General features: G+C 72.0%; 15 protein-coding genes. 7 read left to right on the top strand and 8 right to left on the bottom strand.

Translation table 11 applies throughout. The features are described 5' to 3' along the window. Positions 1–106: 106 nt before the first annotated feature. The 4 genes from AB0F15_RS11670 to AB0F15_RS11655 are packed head-to-tail and all read right to left on the bottom strand — an operon-like array spanning position 107 to position 5,048. Positions 107–1,996, bottom strand: a complete 1,890-nt coding sequence (locus tag AB0F15_RS11670; protein WP_360268954.1) for a beta-L-arabinofuranosidase domain-containing protein — start codon at positions 1,994–1,996, stop codon at positions 107–109. Positions 1,997–2,011: 15 nt separating this feature from the next. Continuing rightward, positions 2,012–2,815 (bottom strand): carbohydrate ABC transporter permease, encoded by an 804-nt coding sequence (locus AB0F15_RS11665; RefSeq protein ID WP_360268951.1) that lies wholly within the window; start codon positions 2,813–2,815, stop codon positions 2,012–2,014. Beyond that, positions 2,812–3,738, bottom strand: coding sequence for a sugar ABC transporter permease (locus AB0F15_RS11660; RefSeq protein ID WP_360268948.1), 927 nt, complete (start codon positions 3,736–3,738; stop codon positions 2,812–2,814). Before AB0F15_RS11660 ends, AB0F15_RS11665 begins: the two co-directional genes overlap by 4 nt. A gap of 2 nt (positions 3,739–3,740) precedes the next feature. Further along, on the bottom strand, positions 3,741–5,048 hold the full coding sequence (locus tag AB0F15_RS11655; protein ID WP_360268945.1) for a sugar ABC transporter substrate-binding protein: 1,308 nt from the start codon (positions 5,046–5,048) through the stop codon (positions 3,741–3,743). Between the two features lie 189 nt (positions 5,049–5,237). On the opposite strand from AB0F15_RS11655, the gene AB0F15_RS11650 reads away from it, so the two are divergent. Then, positions 5,238–6,269 carry a LacI family DNA-binding transcriptional regulator gene (locus tag AB0F15_RS11650; protein ID WP_360268942.1) on the top strand — a complete coding sequence of 344 codons (1,032 nt, stop codon included), beginning with the start codon at positions 5,238–5,240 and terminating at the stop codon, positions 6,267–6,269. Here the strand turns inward: AB0F15_RS11650 and AB0F15_RS11645 are convergent. Then, positions 6,266–8,173, bottom strand: a complete 1,908-nt coding sequence (locus AB0F15_RS11645) for a ricin-type beta-trefoil lectin domain protein (RefSeq protein ID WP_360268939.1) — start codon at positions 8,171–8,173, stop codon at positions 6,266–6,268. The two genes, AB0F15_RS11650 and AB0F15_RS11645, sit on opposite strands and share 4 nt — an antisense overlap. A gap of 144 nt (positions 8,174–8,317) precedes the next feature. Between AB0F15_RS11645 and AB0F15_RS11640 the strand changes: the two genes are divergently transcribed. From AB0F15_RS11640 to AB0F15_RS11630, 3 genes are read left to right on the top strand one after another with little or no spacing between them, the layout of a single operon-like run. Then, complete coding sequence (locus AB0F15_RS11640) at positions 8,318–8,476, top strand: ribbon-helix-helix protein, CopG family (RefSeq protein ID WP_103335892.1); 159 nt, start codon at positions 8,318–8,320, stop codon at positions 8,474–8,476. Position 8,477: 1 nt separating this feature from the next. Beyond that, complete coding sequence (locus AB0F15_RS11635; RefSeq protein ID WP_360268936.1) at positions 8,478–8,822, top strand: VOC family protein; 345 nt, start codon at positions 8,478–8,480, stop codon at positions 8,820–8,822. A gap of 1 nt (position 8,823) precedes the next feature. Further along, positions 8,824–9,711, top strand: coding sequence for a class I SAM-dependent methyltransferase (locus AB0F15_RS11630; RefSeq protein ID WP_360268932.1), 888 nt, complete (start codon positions 8,824–8,826; stop codon positions 9,709–9,711). On the opposite strand, the gene AB0F15_RS11625 is transcribed toward AB0F15_RS11630, so the two are convergent. Next, complete coding sequence (locus AB0F15_RS11625) at positions 9,665–10,294, bottom strand: TetR/AcrR family transcriptional regulator (RefSeq protein ID WP_360268929.1); 630 nt, start codon at positions 10,292–10,294, stop codon at positions 9,665–9,667. The genes AB0F15_RS11630 and AB0F15_RS11625 overlap by 47 nt on opposite strands. A 56-nt stretch (positions 10,295–10,350) precedes the next feature. Here AB0F15_RS11625 and AB0F15_RS11620 point away from each other — a divergent pair, with 56 nt between their 5' ends. Beyond that, complete coding sequence (locus AB0F15_RS11620) at positions 10,351–11,016, top strand: class II aldolase/adducin family protein (RefSeq protein ID WP_360268927.1); 666 nt, start codon at positions 10,351–10,353, stop codon at positions 11,014–11,016. A gap of 162 nt (positions 11,017–11,178) precedes the next feature. On the opposite strand, the gene AB0F15_RS11615 is transcribed toward AB0F15_RS11620, so the two are convergent. After that, positions 11,179–12,672 (bottom strand): FAD-dependent oxidoreductase, encoded by a 1,494-nt coding sequence (locus AB0F15_RS11615; RefSeq protein ID WP_360268924.1) that lies wholly within the window; start codon positions 12,670–12,672, stop codon positions 11,179–11,181. A gap of 1 nt (position 12,673) precedes the next feature. After that, positions 12,674–13,576 (bottom strand): diiron oxygenase, encoded by a 903-nt coding sequence (locus AB0F15_RS11610; protein WP_360268921.1) that lies wholly within the window; start codon positions 13,574–13,576, stop codon positions 12,674–12,676. Positions 13,577–13,683: 107 nt separating this feature from the next. Here AB0F15_RS11610 and AB0F15_RS11605 point away from each other — a divergent pair, with 107 nt between their 5' ends. Together AB0F15_RS11605 and AB0F15_RS11600 are read left to right on the top strand one after the other, a co-directional pair. Beyond that, entirely contained in the window at positions 13,684–15,198 is a 1,515-nt protein-coding gene (locus AB0F15_RS11605; RefSeq protein ID WP_360268918.1) for an adenylate/guanylate cyclase domain-containing protein, read from the top strand. 114 nt (positions 15,199–15,312) lie between these two features. Then, a complete protein-coding gene (locus tag AB0F15_RS11600; RefSeq protein ID WP_360268915.1) occupies positions 15,313–16,233 on the top strand; it encodes an alpha/beta hydrolase in 921 nt (306 codons plus the stop codon).

Genomic DNA, 16,233 nt, shown 5'->3' with positions numbered 1-16,233 from the left:
GGATGCCGAAACACAGGACGCATCATCGAGTCCTCGCAATCTTCGGTTGTGAGCGTTAACATTCGTCGGCTGGGTGCGCTCCCGGGTGCCGATCAGGGGGTGGCGGCTATGCGGTGGCGACCGGGATCCAGACCCGCATCGGGCCCGGTTCCCGGTTGCCCCAGAGGAAGTACGGCACGGCGGTCAGGTCGACCGGCTCGCCGTGCGCGTTGTCCCCGGCGCCGTACAGCTCGCCCGACGCGGGAACCTCGACCCGGCCGCGCGCGGTGAGGGCCACCGGCACGTCGGGCAGCGGCCCGGCGGAGAACGCCGCGCCCGGGTCGACCCGCACGTCCTCCAGCGTGACGCCGCCGGGCAGGTCGGCCTGCTCCACGCAGTAGACGAGCGGTCCGCGCGTCACCGCGACGCAGCCACGCACGGCATCGATCCGCGGGTGCGGCCGGACGACGCGGGCGGGCATCGGCAGTTCGAGCGTCACCGTGGCGCCGTCCGTCCAGTCCCGCCGCACCTCCGCGTAGCCGTCGCGGACGTCCGCGGGCACGCCGTCGACCAGGGCCTCGCCGGCCCAGCCGGGAATCCGCAGGGCCAGCATGAGGGGCGCCGAGGTGGTCACGGTCAGCTCGACGCAGCCGTCCCAGGGGTACCCGGTGCGGGTTTCGACGCGGACGTCGGCACCGTCCACAGTGGTCTGGATCGTCCCGGCGGCGTACAGGTGCACCTGCAGGCCGCCGGAGTCGCTGGTCGCCACGTAGCCGGACAGCGACGCGATCAGCCGGGCGAGGTTCGGCGGGCAGCACGCGCACGAGTACCACGGCAGGCGTTGCGACGGCGCGTCTTCGTGCGAACCGTCGTGGCCGGTCCGCAGGTGCAGGGGGTCGGAGTAGAAGAAGTGCGTTCCATCGAGGGCGGTCGAGCCGGCGATCGCGTTGTACAGCGCCCGTTCCATCTCGTCGGCGTACCGGCCCTCGCCGGTCGCCAGCAGCAGCCGCCAGTTCCACTGGAAGCTCGCGATCGCGGCGCAGGTCTCGCCGTACGCCCGGTCGGGCGGCAGCTCGTACGGGTCGCCGAACGCCTCGTCGCGGTGGCGGGAGCCCTGCGCGCCGGTGAGGTAGGTCTTGGTGCCGAAGGCGTCGGCCCACAGGCGGCGAGCGGCTTCGAGCAGTGCGTCGTCCCGGGTCTCGACGGCGACGTCGACGACGCCCGCGAGCAGGTAGAGCTGGCGCACGACGTGCCCGGCGACCTCGTCGGCCTCCCGGACCGGCACGTGGTCCTGCAGGTACCGCGAGCCGAACCGGTCGCCGTTGAGCAGGCCGCGCCCGCGCAGGTCGAGGAAGCGCAGCGCCAGGTCCAGGTACGGCCGGTGCCCGGTCACCCGGTACAGCTCCACCAGCGCCGTCTCGATCTCCGGGTGCCCGTCGACGTCGTCGACCCCGCCGGCACTGCCGAACCGCTCGACGATCAGGTCGGCGAACCGCCGGGCGACCGTGACGAGCTGGGCCCCGACCCCGGCCCGGGCGGCGGCGACGGCAGCCTGGATCAGGTGGCCCGCGCAGTACAGCTCGTGGCTCCAGTGCAGCTCCCGCCACTTCAGCTCCGGCTTGTCGACGGTGAAGTACGAGTTCAGGTAACCGTCGTCCTCCTGGGCCTTGGCCACCAGCGCCGCCGTGGAGTCGAGGAACGCGCGCAGCTCGGCGTCGCCCGGGTCGCGGCCGAGCTGCCAGGCGGCGGCTTCGAGGGTCTTGTAGACGTCGGAGTCGGCGAACCACATGTTGCGGTGCTCGCCGTCGACCTCGCCGGTGACGCGGCGGAGGTTGTCGAGGGCGCCGGCCGCGTCGAGCTGCTCGACGCAGTGCGGCAGGGTCCGGCTCGCGTTGCGTTCCTGCCAGCCGCCCAGAAGGCTGTCCGGCGCGAAGGCGACCGCACCGAGGAAAAGCGGCCGCAGCGCCGACTTAGCGGTGGCCGTGGGGTGGACGGGCCCGAGGATGCGTTCGGTCATCGAGGTGCTCCTGTCTCAGCCCTTGAGGGCTCCCGAGGTGAAGCCGCGGACGTAGTACCGCTGCAGGACGAGGAAGACCGCCACGCACGGCAGGGCGGAGACCACCACTCCCGCTTGCAGGGCCCCGAAGTCGACCGAGCCGAGGCTGCCGGACTGGAGGTTGAACAGCGCGACCGGGAGGGTGAACTTCTCACCGTCGGTGAGGAAGATCAGCGGGGCCACGAACTCGTTCCAGGCCGCCAAGAACGAGAACAGCGCGACGGTGACGACGCCGGGGAGCACCCCGCGCAGCAGCACCCGCCGCAGGGCGCCGCCGATCGAACAGCCGTCGATCAGCGCTGCTTCTTCGAGCTCCACCGGCAGTGCTTCGAAGGAGTTGCGCATCATGAACAGGCCGAACGGCAGCTGGAGCACGGCCATCACCAGGCCGAGGCCGAGCAGCGAGTTCTGCAGCCCGAGCCAGCCGAGCAGGATGTAGAGCGGCACCAGGATCGTGGTGTAGGGCACCATCAGGATGGCCAGGGTCACGAGGAACAACAGGGTGCGCCCGGGGAAGGCGAGCCGGGCCATCGCGTAGCCGCCGAGCGTGGTCGCCACCACCGTGACGCTGACCGCGACGAGCGCCACCACGGTCGTGTTGACCAGGTAGGTGCCGAGGCCGCTGCCGTAGCCGGCGAGCCGCCGGTAGCTGTCGGTCTCCGAATCCCCCGCGTCCCGCCCGGTCAGCGACGAGTACAGCGTCCACAGCAGTGGCAGCAGGAACAGCACCGCGAGGGCGGCGCTGGTGACGTGCAGGCCCGCGGCCCGGAGCCGGTTCACTTCCCCTCCCGCCGGATCAGGCGAAGCTGGGCGACGTTGACGAGGATGAGCACGGCGAGCGTGGCCACCGAAACGGCGGCCGCGCGCCCCAGGTCCTGGGACAGGAACGCCTCGCGGTAGATGTCGATGACGACCGTGGCCGTGTCGTGGCGGCCGCCGGTGAGGATGAAGAACTGGTCGAACGCCAGCAGCGAGCCGGTCAGGGACAGCACCATCGCCAGCGCGAGGGTCGGCCGCAGCAGCGGCAGCGTCACCCGCCAGAGGATCTGCCACCGGTTGGCGCCGTCGATGCGCGCGGCCTCGTACAGCGCCGGGTCGATGCCCTGCAGGCCGGTCATCAGGATGAGCATGTAGAACCCGGCGAACCGCCAGGTGATCATCCCGACGGTCGAACCGAGCGCGCTGCCGCCCGAACCCAGCCAGTCCACCCGGCCGAAGCCGAGGAAGTCCACGAGGTGGTTCAACGCCGACGAGTCGGTGTTGAACAGGCCGTAGAACAGCAGGCTCGTCGAGGCGAGCCCGACCGCGCTCGGCAGGAAGAAGACGGTGCGGGCGAACCCGGTGCCGCGCCGGTCGTGCTGCACCAGCAGCGCCAGCCCGAAGGCGACGAGGCTGAGCACGACGGTCGTGACCAGGGTGTACTTCAGCGTGAACCACACCGCGCGCAGGAAGAGCGGGTCGCTCAGCGCGTCGTAGTTCTTGACGCCGTTGGGGTAGGACGCGCCGACCAGCGGCCAGTGGCTGACCGACATCCACACCATCAGCCCGAGCGGGATGACGAAGAAGAGGGCGACCAGCACGGCCATCGGAGCCGCGTAGGCGATCCCCAGCCGGCGCCGTCCCCGGGCGATCGAGCCCCGGCGGCGGGGTGCCGGCGCCGGGGTCTCCGGCGCCGACACCCGCGGGGGAAGCAGCGACACCATGATCAGCTGCCGCCGGCGAGCGACTCGGTGACGGCCGCGTTGTGCTGCTTCAGGATCGTTCCGGCGTCGCCGCTGCCGAAGACGGCGTCGATCACCGTCGCCGTCCAGGGCCCGTTGGTGTCGTTGAACGTCTTGCCGAAGTTGACCGAGATCGGCGTCTGGCCCTGGCTCGCGAGCCGGTTGAACACGCCGAGCCGGGGGTCCTGCTTGGCGTAGGTGTTGTCGGCGAGGTCCGAGCGGACGGTGATGTTCTTGCTCTTCGCGACGACGTCGACCTGCGCCTGGTCCGACAGGGTCCAGGCGATGAAGTCCCACGCGGCCGCGGCGTGCGTGCTGTTGCTGCCGATGCCCAGGACGTCCCCGCCGACGAACGACGAGCTGCCGCCGGTCAGTCCCGGGATCGGAGCGACGCCGACCTGCAGGTCCGGCCCCTCCTTCATGCCCTGCAACGCCGTCGCGCCCATCGGCTGGATGCCGATCTTGCCGTCGAGGAAGGACTGCGTCCAGGTGGGCCCGGACTCGTTCTTCGCCGACGCCGGCACGACGCCGTCGGCGTAGAGCTGCCGGAGCCAGGAGTAGACCTTGGCCGCCTGGGGGCTGTCGAGCGTGGCGGCGGTGCCCTGCTCGTTGAGCACGGTCCCGCCGGAGGCCCAGATCATCGGCCAGCTGGTGAACAGCTGGCAGCCCGGGCAGGCGCCGCCGAAGAAGTAGCCCTTGACGTCCCCGCCGAGCGCGGCGATCTTGCGCGCGTCGGCCGCCAGTTCGTCCAAGGTGGACGGTGGCTTCGCCGGGTCGAGACCGGCCCGGGTGAACAGGACCTTGTTGTAGAACACCGCGGACAGGTCGATGTCGTGCGGGACCGCGTAGTGCTTGCCGCCGGCGGTGGCCGCCTTCATGTGGGCCGCGGCGAGGCTGCCGCTGAACGGCAGCTGCGTCACGCGGGCGGTGAGGTCGAGGAACAGGCCCTTGGCCGCGTAGTTGGGCGCGTAGACGACGTCGGCCGCGAGGAGGTCCGGCAGCTGCTTCGCGCCCGCGGCCGTGCCGACCTTCTGCTGGTAGGAGTCGGCCGGGAAGACCGTCAGCTTGACCTTGTTCTTGTGGCTCGCGTTGTAGGCGTCGATCAGCGTCTGGCTGAAGGTCGCCGTCGGCGACCGGGTCCACATGGTGATCGTGGTGCCGTCGTCCACGCTCGCAGTGTCCCCGGCCGCCGAGGAGGCCGGGCCGCTCTGGCAGGCGGCGAGGACGAGCGCCCCGGCGACGGCGGCCGCGGCACGCCCCCACCGTGCCTTGGTTCGGATGTGCGAAGTCATCGACTCTCCTAACGGGCGGCCGCCGCCTGCGGTGTCGAAGAAGCAGTGCCGAAGAAGCAACCGGGAAACTTTCAGAAACCGGTTTCCGACTCAAGCTAGGGCCGTTCGATCAGGACGTCAAGAGGCTGTTTGCCGTAGTCCGAGTGGGTCTTCTTGGGTCGAAGCTGTCGACGGAGGTACTGTGCCACCATGCCCCCGCGGAAACTTTCGGAAACTCCCGGCGCCGTTGCGAAGCCGGCCACGATCAGCGAGGTCGCCCTGCTGGCGGGTGTCTCGGTCGGCACCGCGTCGAAGGCCCTCAACGGCCGCGGGTCGCTGCGCGCGGAGACCCGGCAGCGGGTGCTGTCGGCGGCCGAGCAACTGGGGTTCCAGCCGAACCGCGCGGCCGTGTCCCTCAACTCCGGGCGCACCTACACCGTCGGCATGATCACCACCGACACGATCGGCCGGTTCAGCATCCCGCTGATGATGGGCGCCGAGGACGCCCTCGGCGCCGGGGAGATGTCGGTCTTCCTCTGCGACGCCCGCGACGACCCGATCCGCGAGCAGTACTACCTGCGCACGCTGCTGTCCCGAAGGGTCGACGGCATCATCGTCACCGGCCGCCGGACCCACGCCCGCCCGCCGATCGGCGCGGACCTGCCGATCCCGGTCGTGTACGCCTTCATCAGCTCGACCGACCCGAACGACTGTTCCGTAGTGCCGGACGAAGCCGGCGGGGCGCGCAAGGCCGTCGAACACCTCCTGGCCACCGGACGGCGCCGGATCGCCCACATCACCGGCCCCGAGCGGCACCACTCGGCGACCGTGCGCGCGGCGGCCGCGGCCGGGCGGCTCGCCGAAGCCGGGCTCGAGCCGGCCGGGGCCCCGATGTTCGGCGAGTGGAGCGAGGCCTGGGGCCGCCAGGCGGTCCGGATGCTGCTGGGCGCCGGCACCCCGTTCGACGCCGTCTTCTGCGGCAGCGATCAGATCGCCCGCGGTGCCGCGGACGCGCTGCGGGCGGGCGGCCGCCGCGTGCCGGGTGACGTCGCCCTGGTCGGCTTCGACAACTGGGACGTCATGGCGCTGGGCTGCCAGCCGCCGCTGACCAGCGTCGACATGGAACTGGAGGCACTCGGGCGGACCGCCGCCGACCGCCTGCTGGCGGCGATCAACGGCGAGCCCTCCCCCGGCCGGCACACCCGGCCGTGCCGGCTGGTGATCCGGGAGTCGACCGCCTAACGGCGGGTCCACTGCTGGTTGGCGCCGCCGCCGCAGGTCCAGAGGATGATCTTCGTGGCGTTCGCGGTGGCCGCGCCGCTCGCGTCCAGGCACAGTCCGGACACCGCGTTCGTGATCGTCCCGTTCGTGTTGAGCGTCCACTGCTGGTTGCGCTGACCGTTGCAGTCCCAGACGACCACGGCCGTGCCGTTCGCCGTTCCGCTGTCGTAGGCGTCGAGGCACTTGGTGCCGTTGACGACGAGCTGCCCGCGCACCGGCGCCCAGGTCTGGTTCGGACCGGCGGCGCAGTCCCAGAGCTGAGCCTGGATCCCGTTGGTGATGCCGTTGTCGTCGACGTCGACGCACCGTCCGGATTGGCCACCGGCGAGCTGGACGCCGATGCTGCCGGGCAGCGGCAGGATGGCGACGTTCGAGAGTTGCGGCGGAGTCCCGGAGAGCGTCAGGGTGTTGGTGTTCCCCTTGCCCAGCGACACGACGGCGGAGACGGTCTTCGGCGTTCCGCCGGTGGCCGGGAAGGCGAGGACGGTCGGCTGCTGGCCGTTCACGGCGAGGGTCGCCGTCTGGGTGCCGGTCGCGCTGTAGGTGAAGGTCGCGACCGCGAGCCCGGTCGCGGCGGCAGTGACGCCGGTGAACCCGGAGCCGGTGGCCGGGTAGCTCGCCGACACCGCGTCGGTGCCCTGGACGGTCAGCAGCACCGAGTCGCCCGCCGGGACGTTCACGCTGTAGCCGGTGGCGAAGGTACCGGCATGGGCGGCGCCCCAGACGTTCCGGACACGTGCCGTGGCCGGCGTCAGGCCGAGGTCGGCCCAGCGGACGTTCATCGTCGCGGCCGCGGACGTCCGGTTCAGCAGGACCACCGCGCGCTTGCCGGATCCACTGAGGACCTTCGAGTAGACCTGGAGCCCGGCGGCGTCCTCGGCGACCTTGACGCCCTGCAGGCCGCGCGGGTCCTGGTCGACGGCGATGACTTCCCGGTTCGCCAGGATCGCCTTCGTGGCCGCGCTCATCGTCGCGAGGTTGTTGCCGGCCAGCAGCGGCGCGCCCGAGACGGCCCACAGGCTCATCTCCGTGCGGGCCTGCGCGTCGGTGAGGCCGGGCATGCCCACGGTCAGCATGTCGGGGTCGTTGACGTACCCGGTGTGCTGCGACACCGGGTGCTGCGCCTGGTCGAAGTTCGTCAGCACCTGCCCGAGGTTCGCCGTCTGGCCGTAGTAGATGATGTCCGTGCTGGTGCGCCACATCGGGGCCGTCCCGGCACCCCAGTTCCACGGGTTCTTCTTGCCCCAGTCGCAGATCGAAAGCGTGAGGGAGCGCCCGGTCTGCGCGGTGGCGGCCTTGTTGGCGTCGCTGATCGCCTGGTAGGTGCTCTTCGGGTCGAGGCCTTCGGCGTCGCCGCCGCACCAGTCGACCTTGACGAAGTCGAAGCCCCAGCGCTGGAACTGCAGCATGTCCTGCAGGTAGTGGCCTTCGCTGCCGCTTCCGGGCGCCGCGGGCCGGCCGGTCGGGAAGTAGTAGCCGCAGCCGTCGCGGCCGGCGTCGGTGTAGATCCCGGCTTTCAAGCCCTTGCCGTGCAGGTAGTCCGCGATCGCCTTCATCCCGCCGGGCCATTCGGCGGTGTCCACGGTGATGTTGCCGGAGCTGTCGCGGGTGCCCTGCCACCAGCCTTCGTCGATGTTGACGTAGCTGTAGCCCGCGTCCTTCAGCCCGGCCGAGACGAGCGCGTCGGCCTGCGCCTTGATGGTGGTGTAATCGATCTTGGCGGCGAAGGTGTTCCACGACGCCCAGCCCATCGCCGGCGGCGCGACGGCCACCTCCGCGGCGGTCGTGCTCGCCGCGGCGACCTCGAATCCGGGCGTGATCCCGGCGATCAGCACGAGCGCGGACAATCCGAGGCGCAGCTTCATGACATGACTCCGACTTCGTCGTCGAAAAACTGTTAGCGCTAACATTTCGCGCTGCGTCTGCATTGTTGACGTCTCGCGACGCCGCGTCAAGGGGCGGTCGGCGGGACTTGCGGAGTTAGCTTACTAGCATGCTAGCATCGACGAGTGGGCGATGACGACGTCAAGCAGTTCAACGTGTACCTGCCGATCGGCCTGATCCGGCAGGTCAAGCACCGAGCCGTCGAGACGGAGCAGTCGCTCTCGGCGCTCGTCGCCGAAGCACTGCGCGCCTACCTCGCGACCGATCCCGAAGAGGAGCACTGACATGACGACCGAGGGCATCGAGGCGATGTACCTGGAGACGCACAACTGGGGCAAGGCGGCCAAGTTCTTCCAGGCGCTGGGCTACGAGATCGACTTCGCGACCGACCACAACTCCGGGCAGCTGCGCAACGGCGACGGGCCCTGGCTGTTCATCGCCGAGGTGCCCGAAAGCCGGGAACCGCGGACGCAGATCGTGTTCAAGGTCCCCGACGCGGACAAGTTCGAAGCCGACGACATCGTCGAGGTGGTCACCCCCTTCGAAGAAACCCATTACGGGACCCGGGAAATGACCGTCCGCGACCCCGACGGGCGAACGTGGACGCTGTCGGCCCCGAAGCCGGCCTGACGTGGCCGCGCCGGACAGCACGGCGGTGCGCACGGCCCTGTGGCGGGCCCTGCACGTCGAGGTCGATCCGCCGCCCCACGTGTTCGCCGACGAACTCGGCCTGCGGCTGGCCGATCCCGGAGACACCTGGCGGGCTCGCGACGACATGGACCCGGCCACCGCGGGCCGCTACCGGGCCGGCATGGTGGCCCGCGCCCGGTTCGTCGAAGACCTGGTCGCCGAGCAGGCCGCCCGGGGCGTCGGCCAGTACGTGATCCTCGGTGCGGGACTGGACACCTTCGCCCAGCGCCGTCCGGAAATCGCGGCCCGGCTGCGCGTGTTCGAGGTCGACCAGCCGGGCCCGCAGGCCTGGAAGCGCGCCCGGCTGGCCGAACTCGGCCTGGACGTGCCGGACTGGCTGCACTTCGTGCCGGTCGACTTCGAGACCACGTCGTGGTGGGAGCGGCTCGCGGCGGCGGGCTTCGCGCCGGACGAGCCGGCGGTCGTCGCCTCCACCGGCGTCAGCATGTACCTCACGAAGGAGGCGAACGCGGCCACGCTGCGCCGGATCGCCGGGTTCGCCCCGGGCTCCACGTTGGCGATGACGTTCATGCTGCCGCCCGAACTCCTCGACGAGGGCGAACGCACCCGGCACCGCGCCACGGCGAGCAGGGCGAAGGCGGCCGGCACGCCGTTCGTCAGCTCCTTCTCCCCCGCGGAAGTGCTGGCCATGGCCGGCGCCGCCGGCTTCCGCGACGCCACCCACGTTTCGGCCGCCGAACTGGACGAGCGGTACTTCGCGGGCCGCGCCGACGGGCTCCGGATCGTCCGGGGCGAGGAGTTCCTCGTCGCCACCACCGGACCTACGGCCGGGGCAGCTGCCCGAGGTACGCCCGCAGCATCGTCTTGACCTGCTCCAGCAGTTCGGGCGCGCCGCCACCGCGGAACGCCTCCTGGATCACGGCGTCCGCGGCGAGAAACGCGGTGCGGCAAGCGATCACGGCCGCGGCGTCGTCGCGGAGCAGCCGCTGCGCGAGCAGGATGCGGTGCACCCCGGTGGCCATCACCCGCTTGTGCGCGCGGTCGGCTTCGCGTGTCCCGTCGGTCAGGCCGCGGCCGAACCACAAGGCGCGGAAGCCGGGTTCGGCCTGGTAGAGCCCGGCGAAGGCGTCGACGAGCAGGCCGACGGGATCCGCCCAGGTCTCTTCGGCCGCTCGCTCGGCGAACGACGTCAGGAGGTCTTCCAGGCGGGCGAGGTAGACCTCGCCCAGTGCCTCGGTGATGGCGTCGCGGTCGGGCAGGTACTGGTACAGCGCGCCCACCGAGACGCCGGCCTCCGCGGCCACCCGGGTGGTCGTCAGCGCCTCGACGCCTTCTTCGGCGAGCAGCCGGTCGGCGGCGGCCAGCACCCGGGCCAGCTTCTGCCGGGCGCGTGCCTGGCGCGGCACCCGGCGCAGGCGGACGCCGGCTTCGATCGGCTCCGGCCCGGTCATCCGGTCCTCCATACCTGAACGTGACTTTGTTTCGGATTTATCCTAGCCTCGGAGCCATGGCAGCGGGGAGTTCTGTTCTCGAAGAGGCACGGCGCGCGGTCGCCCGGGCCTGTCACGGCCTGGCCGGCGAAGGGCTGCTGATCGGCACGGCGGGCAACGTGAGCGTCCGGGCGGGTGCGCACGTCGCCGTCACGGCCACGGGTGTCGTGCTCGGCCACGCCACGCCGGAGGACGTGACCGTCGTGAACCTGGACGGCGACGTGGTCGCCGGCGAGCTGGCGCCGACCTCGGAACTGGAGCTGCACCTGGGGATCTACCAGCGCTACGGCGCGGGCGCGGTGGTGCACACCCATTCCCCGCAGGCCACCGCGGTGTCCCTGGTGCTCGACGAGCTGCCGTGCGTGCACTACCAGCAGCTCGCGCTCGGCGGCTCGATCCGGGTCGCGCCGTTCGCCGTCTTCGGGTCACCGGAGCTGGCCGGGCGCACGCTCGCGGCGCTCGAAGGCAAGGCCGCGGCGCTGCTGGCCAACCACGGCGCGATCGCCCACGGCCCGACGCTCGAAGCCGCGGTGGACAACGCGTTGCTGCTGGAGTGGGCCTGCGGCCTGTACGTCCGGGCCGCGACGCTCGGCGCGCCCCGGGAGCTGGACGCTCAGCAGCAGGACGCCGTCGTGACCGCGGCCGTGCAGCGGGGCTACGGCCGCCCCCGACCGGCGTCCTGACGCCGAGCCCGGAGGCCGGGCTTCAGGATCCGGCCTTGCGGCCACGGTCCGGGAAGGCGCCGGTTCGAGAGCCGCCTCCACACGACGGAGGAGGCGTCGCCCGCTGTGGACGACGCCCCTGAACCGGCCGGTGCCGGTAGCCGCGCGGCCACGGCCCCTGCGTCACGTGGCGCCGAAGGCCCGGTTTCGTGCTCGCCCCACGCCCTTTCGCCGGGGCCGCCCCGGCAACCGGCCGGCCACGGCGTCCGCCAGCAAGGCCCCCACCGTCTCCCGGGCGCACGCCTTGTTCGCCCCGATCCCGCCCGACGGCCCGCGCTTGATCCACCCCGCCACATACGCACCCGGCAGCCCGGCCACCCGGCCCGCCGTGTTCGGGATGGTGCCCGTCTCCTCGTCGAACGGGAGGCCCGGCACCGGCGCGCCGCGGAAGCCGGCCGCACGCACCACCCGGCCCGCCGCGATCTCGACGTCGCCCGCCGGTCCCGAAGCCAGCACCGCCCGGACCTCGGGGTCGCCGCGGAACGCCACCGGCGCGGAGTGGAACCGGAGGACGACGCGGGGACGGCCGTCCGGGGGCGGCGACGACCAGTCGACCGCCTCCCGCGGCACGCCCCGCAGCCACGCGGCTTTCTCCCCCGCCGCCGCGCCGTCGATCGCCGCCGCGATCCGGGGGTCGTGCGTGTCCACCACCAGATCGCCGCGGGAGGCCAGCGCCAGCAGTTCCGGCGGGGTGTAGGCCGCCGTCTCCGGACCGCGCCGGGCCAGCAGGACCACCTCGCGCACCTTGCCCGACCTCAGCCGTGCCAGCGCTTCCGGCGCGATCGGCGTGCTCGCCAACGCCGCCGGGTCCGCAGTGAGGATGCGGGCGATGTCCAGGGCGACGTTGCCGGTGCCCACGACGACCACGCGGTCCGCCGAGAGGCCGACGGCGTCCGGCCCGACGTCCGGGTGGCCGTTGTACCAGCCGACGACCGTCGCGGCGGGCAAGCTGCCGGGCAGGTCCTCGCCCGGCACGCCGAGCCGCCGCGCGTCCGTGGCCCCGACCGCGTAGATCACCGCATCGTGCTGGCCGGCCAGGTCGGGACCGGCCGAAACGCCGAGTCGCAGCCGAAGCCGCGGGTGGTCGTGGAACCGGGCGAACGTCTCGCCGATCTTCTTCGTCGACGGGTGGTCGGGCGCGACGCCGTAGCGGATCAGGCCGCCGGCCACCGGCAGGCGGTCGACGAGCGTGACGCGGGCGTTGGTGTGCAGCAGCAGGTCTTCCACCGCGTACATGCCCGCCGGCCCGGTCCCGACGACGGCGACGTCCAGGGGCGCGAAGTCGCTCGGGAGCACCCGGGGGAACGACGGCGGTGCCCACCGGTGGAAGTTCGGCGCGGCCGAAACGCCGGCCAGCACGTCCCGGCCCGCGTAGTACTCCGCGTTGATCTGCTCGTACGCCCGCAGCGGCCCGGTCAGGTCGCCGGCCGGGAAGATGGCGTCGACCGGGCAGGCGTCGGCGCAGGCGCCGCAGTCGATGCAGGTGGCCGGGTCGATGTAGAGCAGGTCGGTCGTCCCGAAGTCCGGCTCGCCGGGCGCCGGGTGGATGCAGTTGACCGGGCAGACCGACACGCAGGAGGCGTCGGCGCAGCAGGTCTGGGTGATCGCGAAGGCCATGTCAGATGAGGTTCGCGCGCTGGTAGAACCACAGCGCCGGCTTGGTCAGCAGCCCCGCCGAGTGCAGGAACTCCATCAGCCCGGAACAGCTGGAGCGCAGCATCGACTTGTGGTGCTCGTTCGCCTTCGCCTCGCGCCGCGCCCGCTTGCCGTCCAGCCCGGCGTTTTCGTAGACTTTCCCGTTCACCATGCTCGTGACGATGAAGTACGACGCGATCGCGACGACCAGGCCGTTGATCTGCCGCCGCAGCCACCCGGCGCCCTTCAGCCGCTCGCGGGTCTCCTCGCGGGCGAACTTCATGTGCCGCGACTCCTCGACCACGTGGATGTTGTTGATCGTGCGCACGAACGGCACCACGCGCTCGTCGCGCATCCAGTCGCGCTGCATGACATCGAGGACCTCTTCGGCCACGAGGATCGCCGCGTACGCGGCCTCACCGGTGGCAGTGGCCTTGAAGACGCGGCCCAGTTCGACGACGAACCGCCGCGGCCGGTAGGCGGGCGCGCGCAGTTTCGCCGCCCCGCGCGCGAACATGATCGAGTGCCGGCACTCGTCGGCGATCTCGGTCAGCGCCCACTGGAACGCCGGGTCGGCCGGGTCCTTGGCGTAGAAGTCGCGCAAGATCATCTGCTGCAGGATCATTTCGAACCAGATCCCGGTGCTGGCCACCGACGCCGCCTCCTGGCGGGTCAGCTCGCGCTGCTGCTCCGGGGTCAGGTCCGCCCAGTAGGAGGTGCCGTAGAGCGTGCTCCACTCCGGACTCGCGCCGTGATAGCCCGTGTCCAGCGGCGTTTCCCAGTCGACCTCCTTGACGGGGTCGTAGGACAGCTGCTCCGACGAGTCGAGCAGCCGCCGCGCGACGGTCTCCCGATCCGACACGTCCGATTCGCCGATGCTCGTCACAGCCGACCTCCTCGCCAGGTGTTACCGCAGTTCACTGTTACCAACCGTAACACATACTTTCCTGGCCCGTCTGCCGGCAATTCAGTGAACAACCGTACACTCAATTTGTGCAACCACTCGGGCCACCGGCTCAGGACGTCACCGCGCTGCGCCGGCGCGTCCAGGGCCTGCTCACCGCGGCCCTGATCGCCACCAACGTCATCGGCGCACTGGTCGTGGCCGGGCTCGCGGCGCTGCTCATGCCGGCCCCGGGCATGTCCGGCGACCTGGTGCGCGTCACCGTGATCGCGGTCCCGGTGTACGTCGTTTCGGCTGTCGTCGCCGGCACGCTGTGGGGCACCCGCGGTGCCCTTCGCACCCTGCGCTGGGCCGCCGAGGGGCGCCGCCCGACCGACGCCGAACGCACCGCGTGCCTGCGCGTCCCACTGCGGCTGACCTGCGTGCAGGCCGTCCTGTGGGGCATCGCGACCCTGCTCTTCGGCGGCCTCGCGGCCGCCATCCAGCCGAAGGTCGTGCTCACCGAGTTCCTCGTGGTCGCCTTCGCCGCGGTCGTCGTCTGCGCGATCGCCTACCTCTTCGGCGAGCTGGCTCTGCGGCCGTACACGGCGCTGGCGCTGGCGGGCACCACCCCGCCGCGCCCGGTGAACGGCGGCGTCAACCTGCGGATGCTGCTGTTCTGGTGCCTGGGCACCGGGGTGCCGGTGGCCGGGCTGGTCGTCACGGCGGTGCTGGCCTGGGTACGCGGCGACGTCCCCACCACGAGGCTCGCCGTGTCGGTCATCGCGCTGGGGCTGGTCGTGCTGTGCTTCGGCCTGCTGGTCACCGTGTTCACCGCCCACGCGGTGGTGAACCCGATCTCCTCGGTGCGCGACGCGCTGGACCGCGTCCGGGCCGGCGACTTCGCCGTGGAGATCCCGGTCGACGACGGCACCGAACTCGGCCTGCTGCAGGCCGGGTTCAACGGGATGGTGGCCGGGCTGGCCGAACGGGAGCGGCTGCGCGACCTGTTCGGCAGGCACGTGGGCCACGAGGTCGCGGTCGAGGCCATGCGCACGGCCACCGAGCTGGGCGGCACGGTGCGCACCGTGTCGGTGCTGTTCGTCGACCTCGTCGGGTCGACGGCGCTGGCCGCGAGCCGCCCGCCGGAGGAGGTCGTCGGCCTGCTCAACCGGTTCTTCGCGGTGGTGGTCGACGAGGTCGACCGGCACCACGGGCTGGTCAACAAGTTCGTCGGCGACGCCGCGCTGGCCGTCTTCGGGACGCCGGCCCCGCTGCCCGGCCACGCGACCTGCGCGCTGGCCGCCGGCCGCGCCATCGCCCGCCGGCTGGCCGCCGAGGTGCCGGACGGCCCGGCCGGCATCGGCGTGGCGACCGGGGAAGCGGTCGCCGGCAACGTCGGCGACCCGCGTCGCTTCGAGTACACGGTGATCGGCGACCCGGTCAACGAAGCCGCCCGGCTCACCGAGCTGGCCAAGAACGCCCCCGGGCGCCTCCTCGCCTCGTGGACCGCCGTCGAGGCGGCGGCCGCGGACGAAGCGGCCCGGTGGACGGCGACCGGGGACGTCACCCTGCGCGGCCGCAGCCGGCCGACGACGCTGGCTTCGCCCCGGCTGCCGGCCTGAGAACCCCGTCACACCAACAGTTCCCCGATCTGCGGAAACGGTTCCGCCCGGGCGGCCGCCCGCCGCGCCCTGCCGTACCGTCCTGAGTGGACGACGGCGAACAGGGGAAGACGAATGCTCACGCACCGGACCATCGAGGTCGGCGGGCTCCGCATGAAGATCGCCGAGCAGGGCACCGGCCCGCTGGTGCTGCTGCTGCACGGCTGGCCGGAGACCTCGCACTCGTGGCGGCACCAGATGGGGCCGCTGGCCGACGCCGGCTACCACGTCGTGGCGCCGGACCAGCGCGGCTACGGCGCCACCGGCGGCCCCGCCGACGCCGGCCAGTACACGATGCTGCACCTCGTCGGCGACGTCGTCGGGCTGATCCACGCGCTCGGCGAGCGGGAGGCGATCGTGGTGGGCCACGACTGGGGCGCCCCCGTCGCGTGGCACACCGCCCTGCTGCGCCCGGACGTGGTCCGCGGGGTCGCCGGCCTCAGCGTGCCACCCACTCCCCGGGCTCCCGCGCCGCCGCTGAGCCTGCTGCGCGAGCGGTTCGGCGACGGCTTCTACCAGATTTACTTCCAGCGTCCCGGTGTCGCCGAAGCGGAGCTCGGCGCGGACCTGCGCACGACGTTCCGCAAACTGCTCGGCGGGAACGCGGAGGCGCCGGTCGTCCGCGACGGCGAGGGCTTCCTCGACCGCTTCACCGAGCCGGCCGCGCTGCCGGCCTGGCTGAGCGAGGCGGACATCGACGCCGCCGTGGCGTCGTTCGGCCGCTCCGGGTTCACCGGCGGGCTCAACTGGTACCGCAACATCGACCGCAACTGGGAGCTCCTGGCCGCGTGGCAGGGCAAGCCGATCACGCCGCCGGCGTTGTACCTGTGCGGCGACGGCGATCTCACCCGCGCGTTCAGCGACCCCACCCGCATCGCCGAAGTCGCGACCGACCTGCGCGGCGCCGTCGACGTCCCGGGTGCCGGGCACTGGGTGCAGGCGGAACGCGCGGACGAGGTGAACACGGCACTGCTGGAGTTCTTCGCGAAGCTCTGA

This window comes from Amycolatopsis sp. NPDC026612 (assembly GCF_040638285.1).
Classification (GTDB): domain Bacteria; phylum Actinomycetota; class Actinomycetes; order Mycobacteriales; family Pseudonocardiaceae; genus Amycolatopsis.
This window is presented reverse-complemented; position numbering and strand designations above follow the sequence as displayed.

What these genes read in the sequence shown, in the direction of transcription:
- AB0F15_RS11670 (WP_360268954.1), bottom strand. Translation starts at nt 1,996, where the DNA reads ATGACCGAACGCATCCTCGGGCCCGTCCACCCCACGGCCACCGCTAAG.
- AB0F15_RS11660 (WP_360268948.1), bottom strand. Translation starts at nt 3,738, where the DNA reads ATGGTGTCGCTGCTTCCCCCGCGGGTGTCGGCGCCGGAGACCCCGGCG.
- AB0F15_RS11655 (WP_360268945.1), bottom strand. Translation starts at nt 5,048, where the DNA reads ATGACTTCGCACATCCGAACCAAGGCACGGTGGGGGCGTGCCGCGGCC.
- AB0F15_RS11650 (WP_360268942.1), top strand. Translation starts at nt 5,238, where the DNA reads ATGCCCCCGCGGAAACTTTCGGAAACTCCCGGCGCCGTTGCGAAGCCG.
- AB0F15_RS11645 (WP_360268939.1), bottom strand. Translation starts at nt 8,173, where the DNA reads ATGAAGCTGCGCCTCGGATTGTCCGCGCTCGTGCTGATCGCCGGGATC.
- AB0F15_RS11635 (WP_360268936.1), top strand. Translation starts at nt 8,478, where the DNA reads ATGACGACCGAGGGCATCGAGGCGATGTACCTGGAGACGCACAACTGG.
- AB0F15_RS11625 (WP_360268929.1), bottom strand. Translation starts at nt 10,294, where the DNA reads ATGACCGGGCCGGAGCCGATCGAAGCCGGCGTCCGCCTGCGCCGGGTG.
- AB0F15_RS11620 (WP_360268927.1), top strand. Translation starts at nt 10,351, where the DNA reads ATGGCAGCGGGGAGTTCTGTTCTCGAAGAGGCACGGCGCGCGGTCGCC.
- AB0F15_RS11615 (WP_360268924.1), bottom strand. Translation starts at nt 12,672, where the DNA reads ATGGCCTTCGCGATCACCCAGACCTGCTGCGCCGACGCCTCCTGCGTG.
- AB0F15_RS11600 (WP_360268915.1), top strand. Translation starts at nt 15,313, where the DNA reads ATGCTCACGCACCGGACCATCGAGGTCGGCGGGCTCCGCATGAAGATC.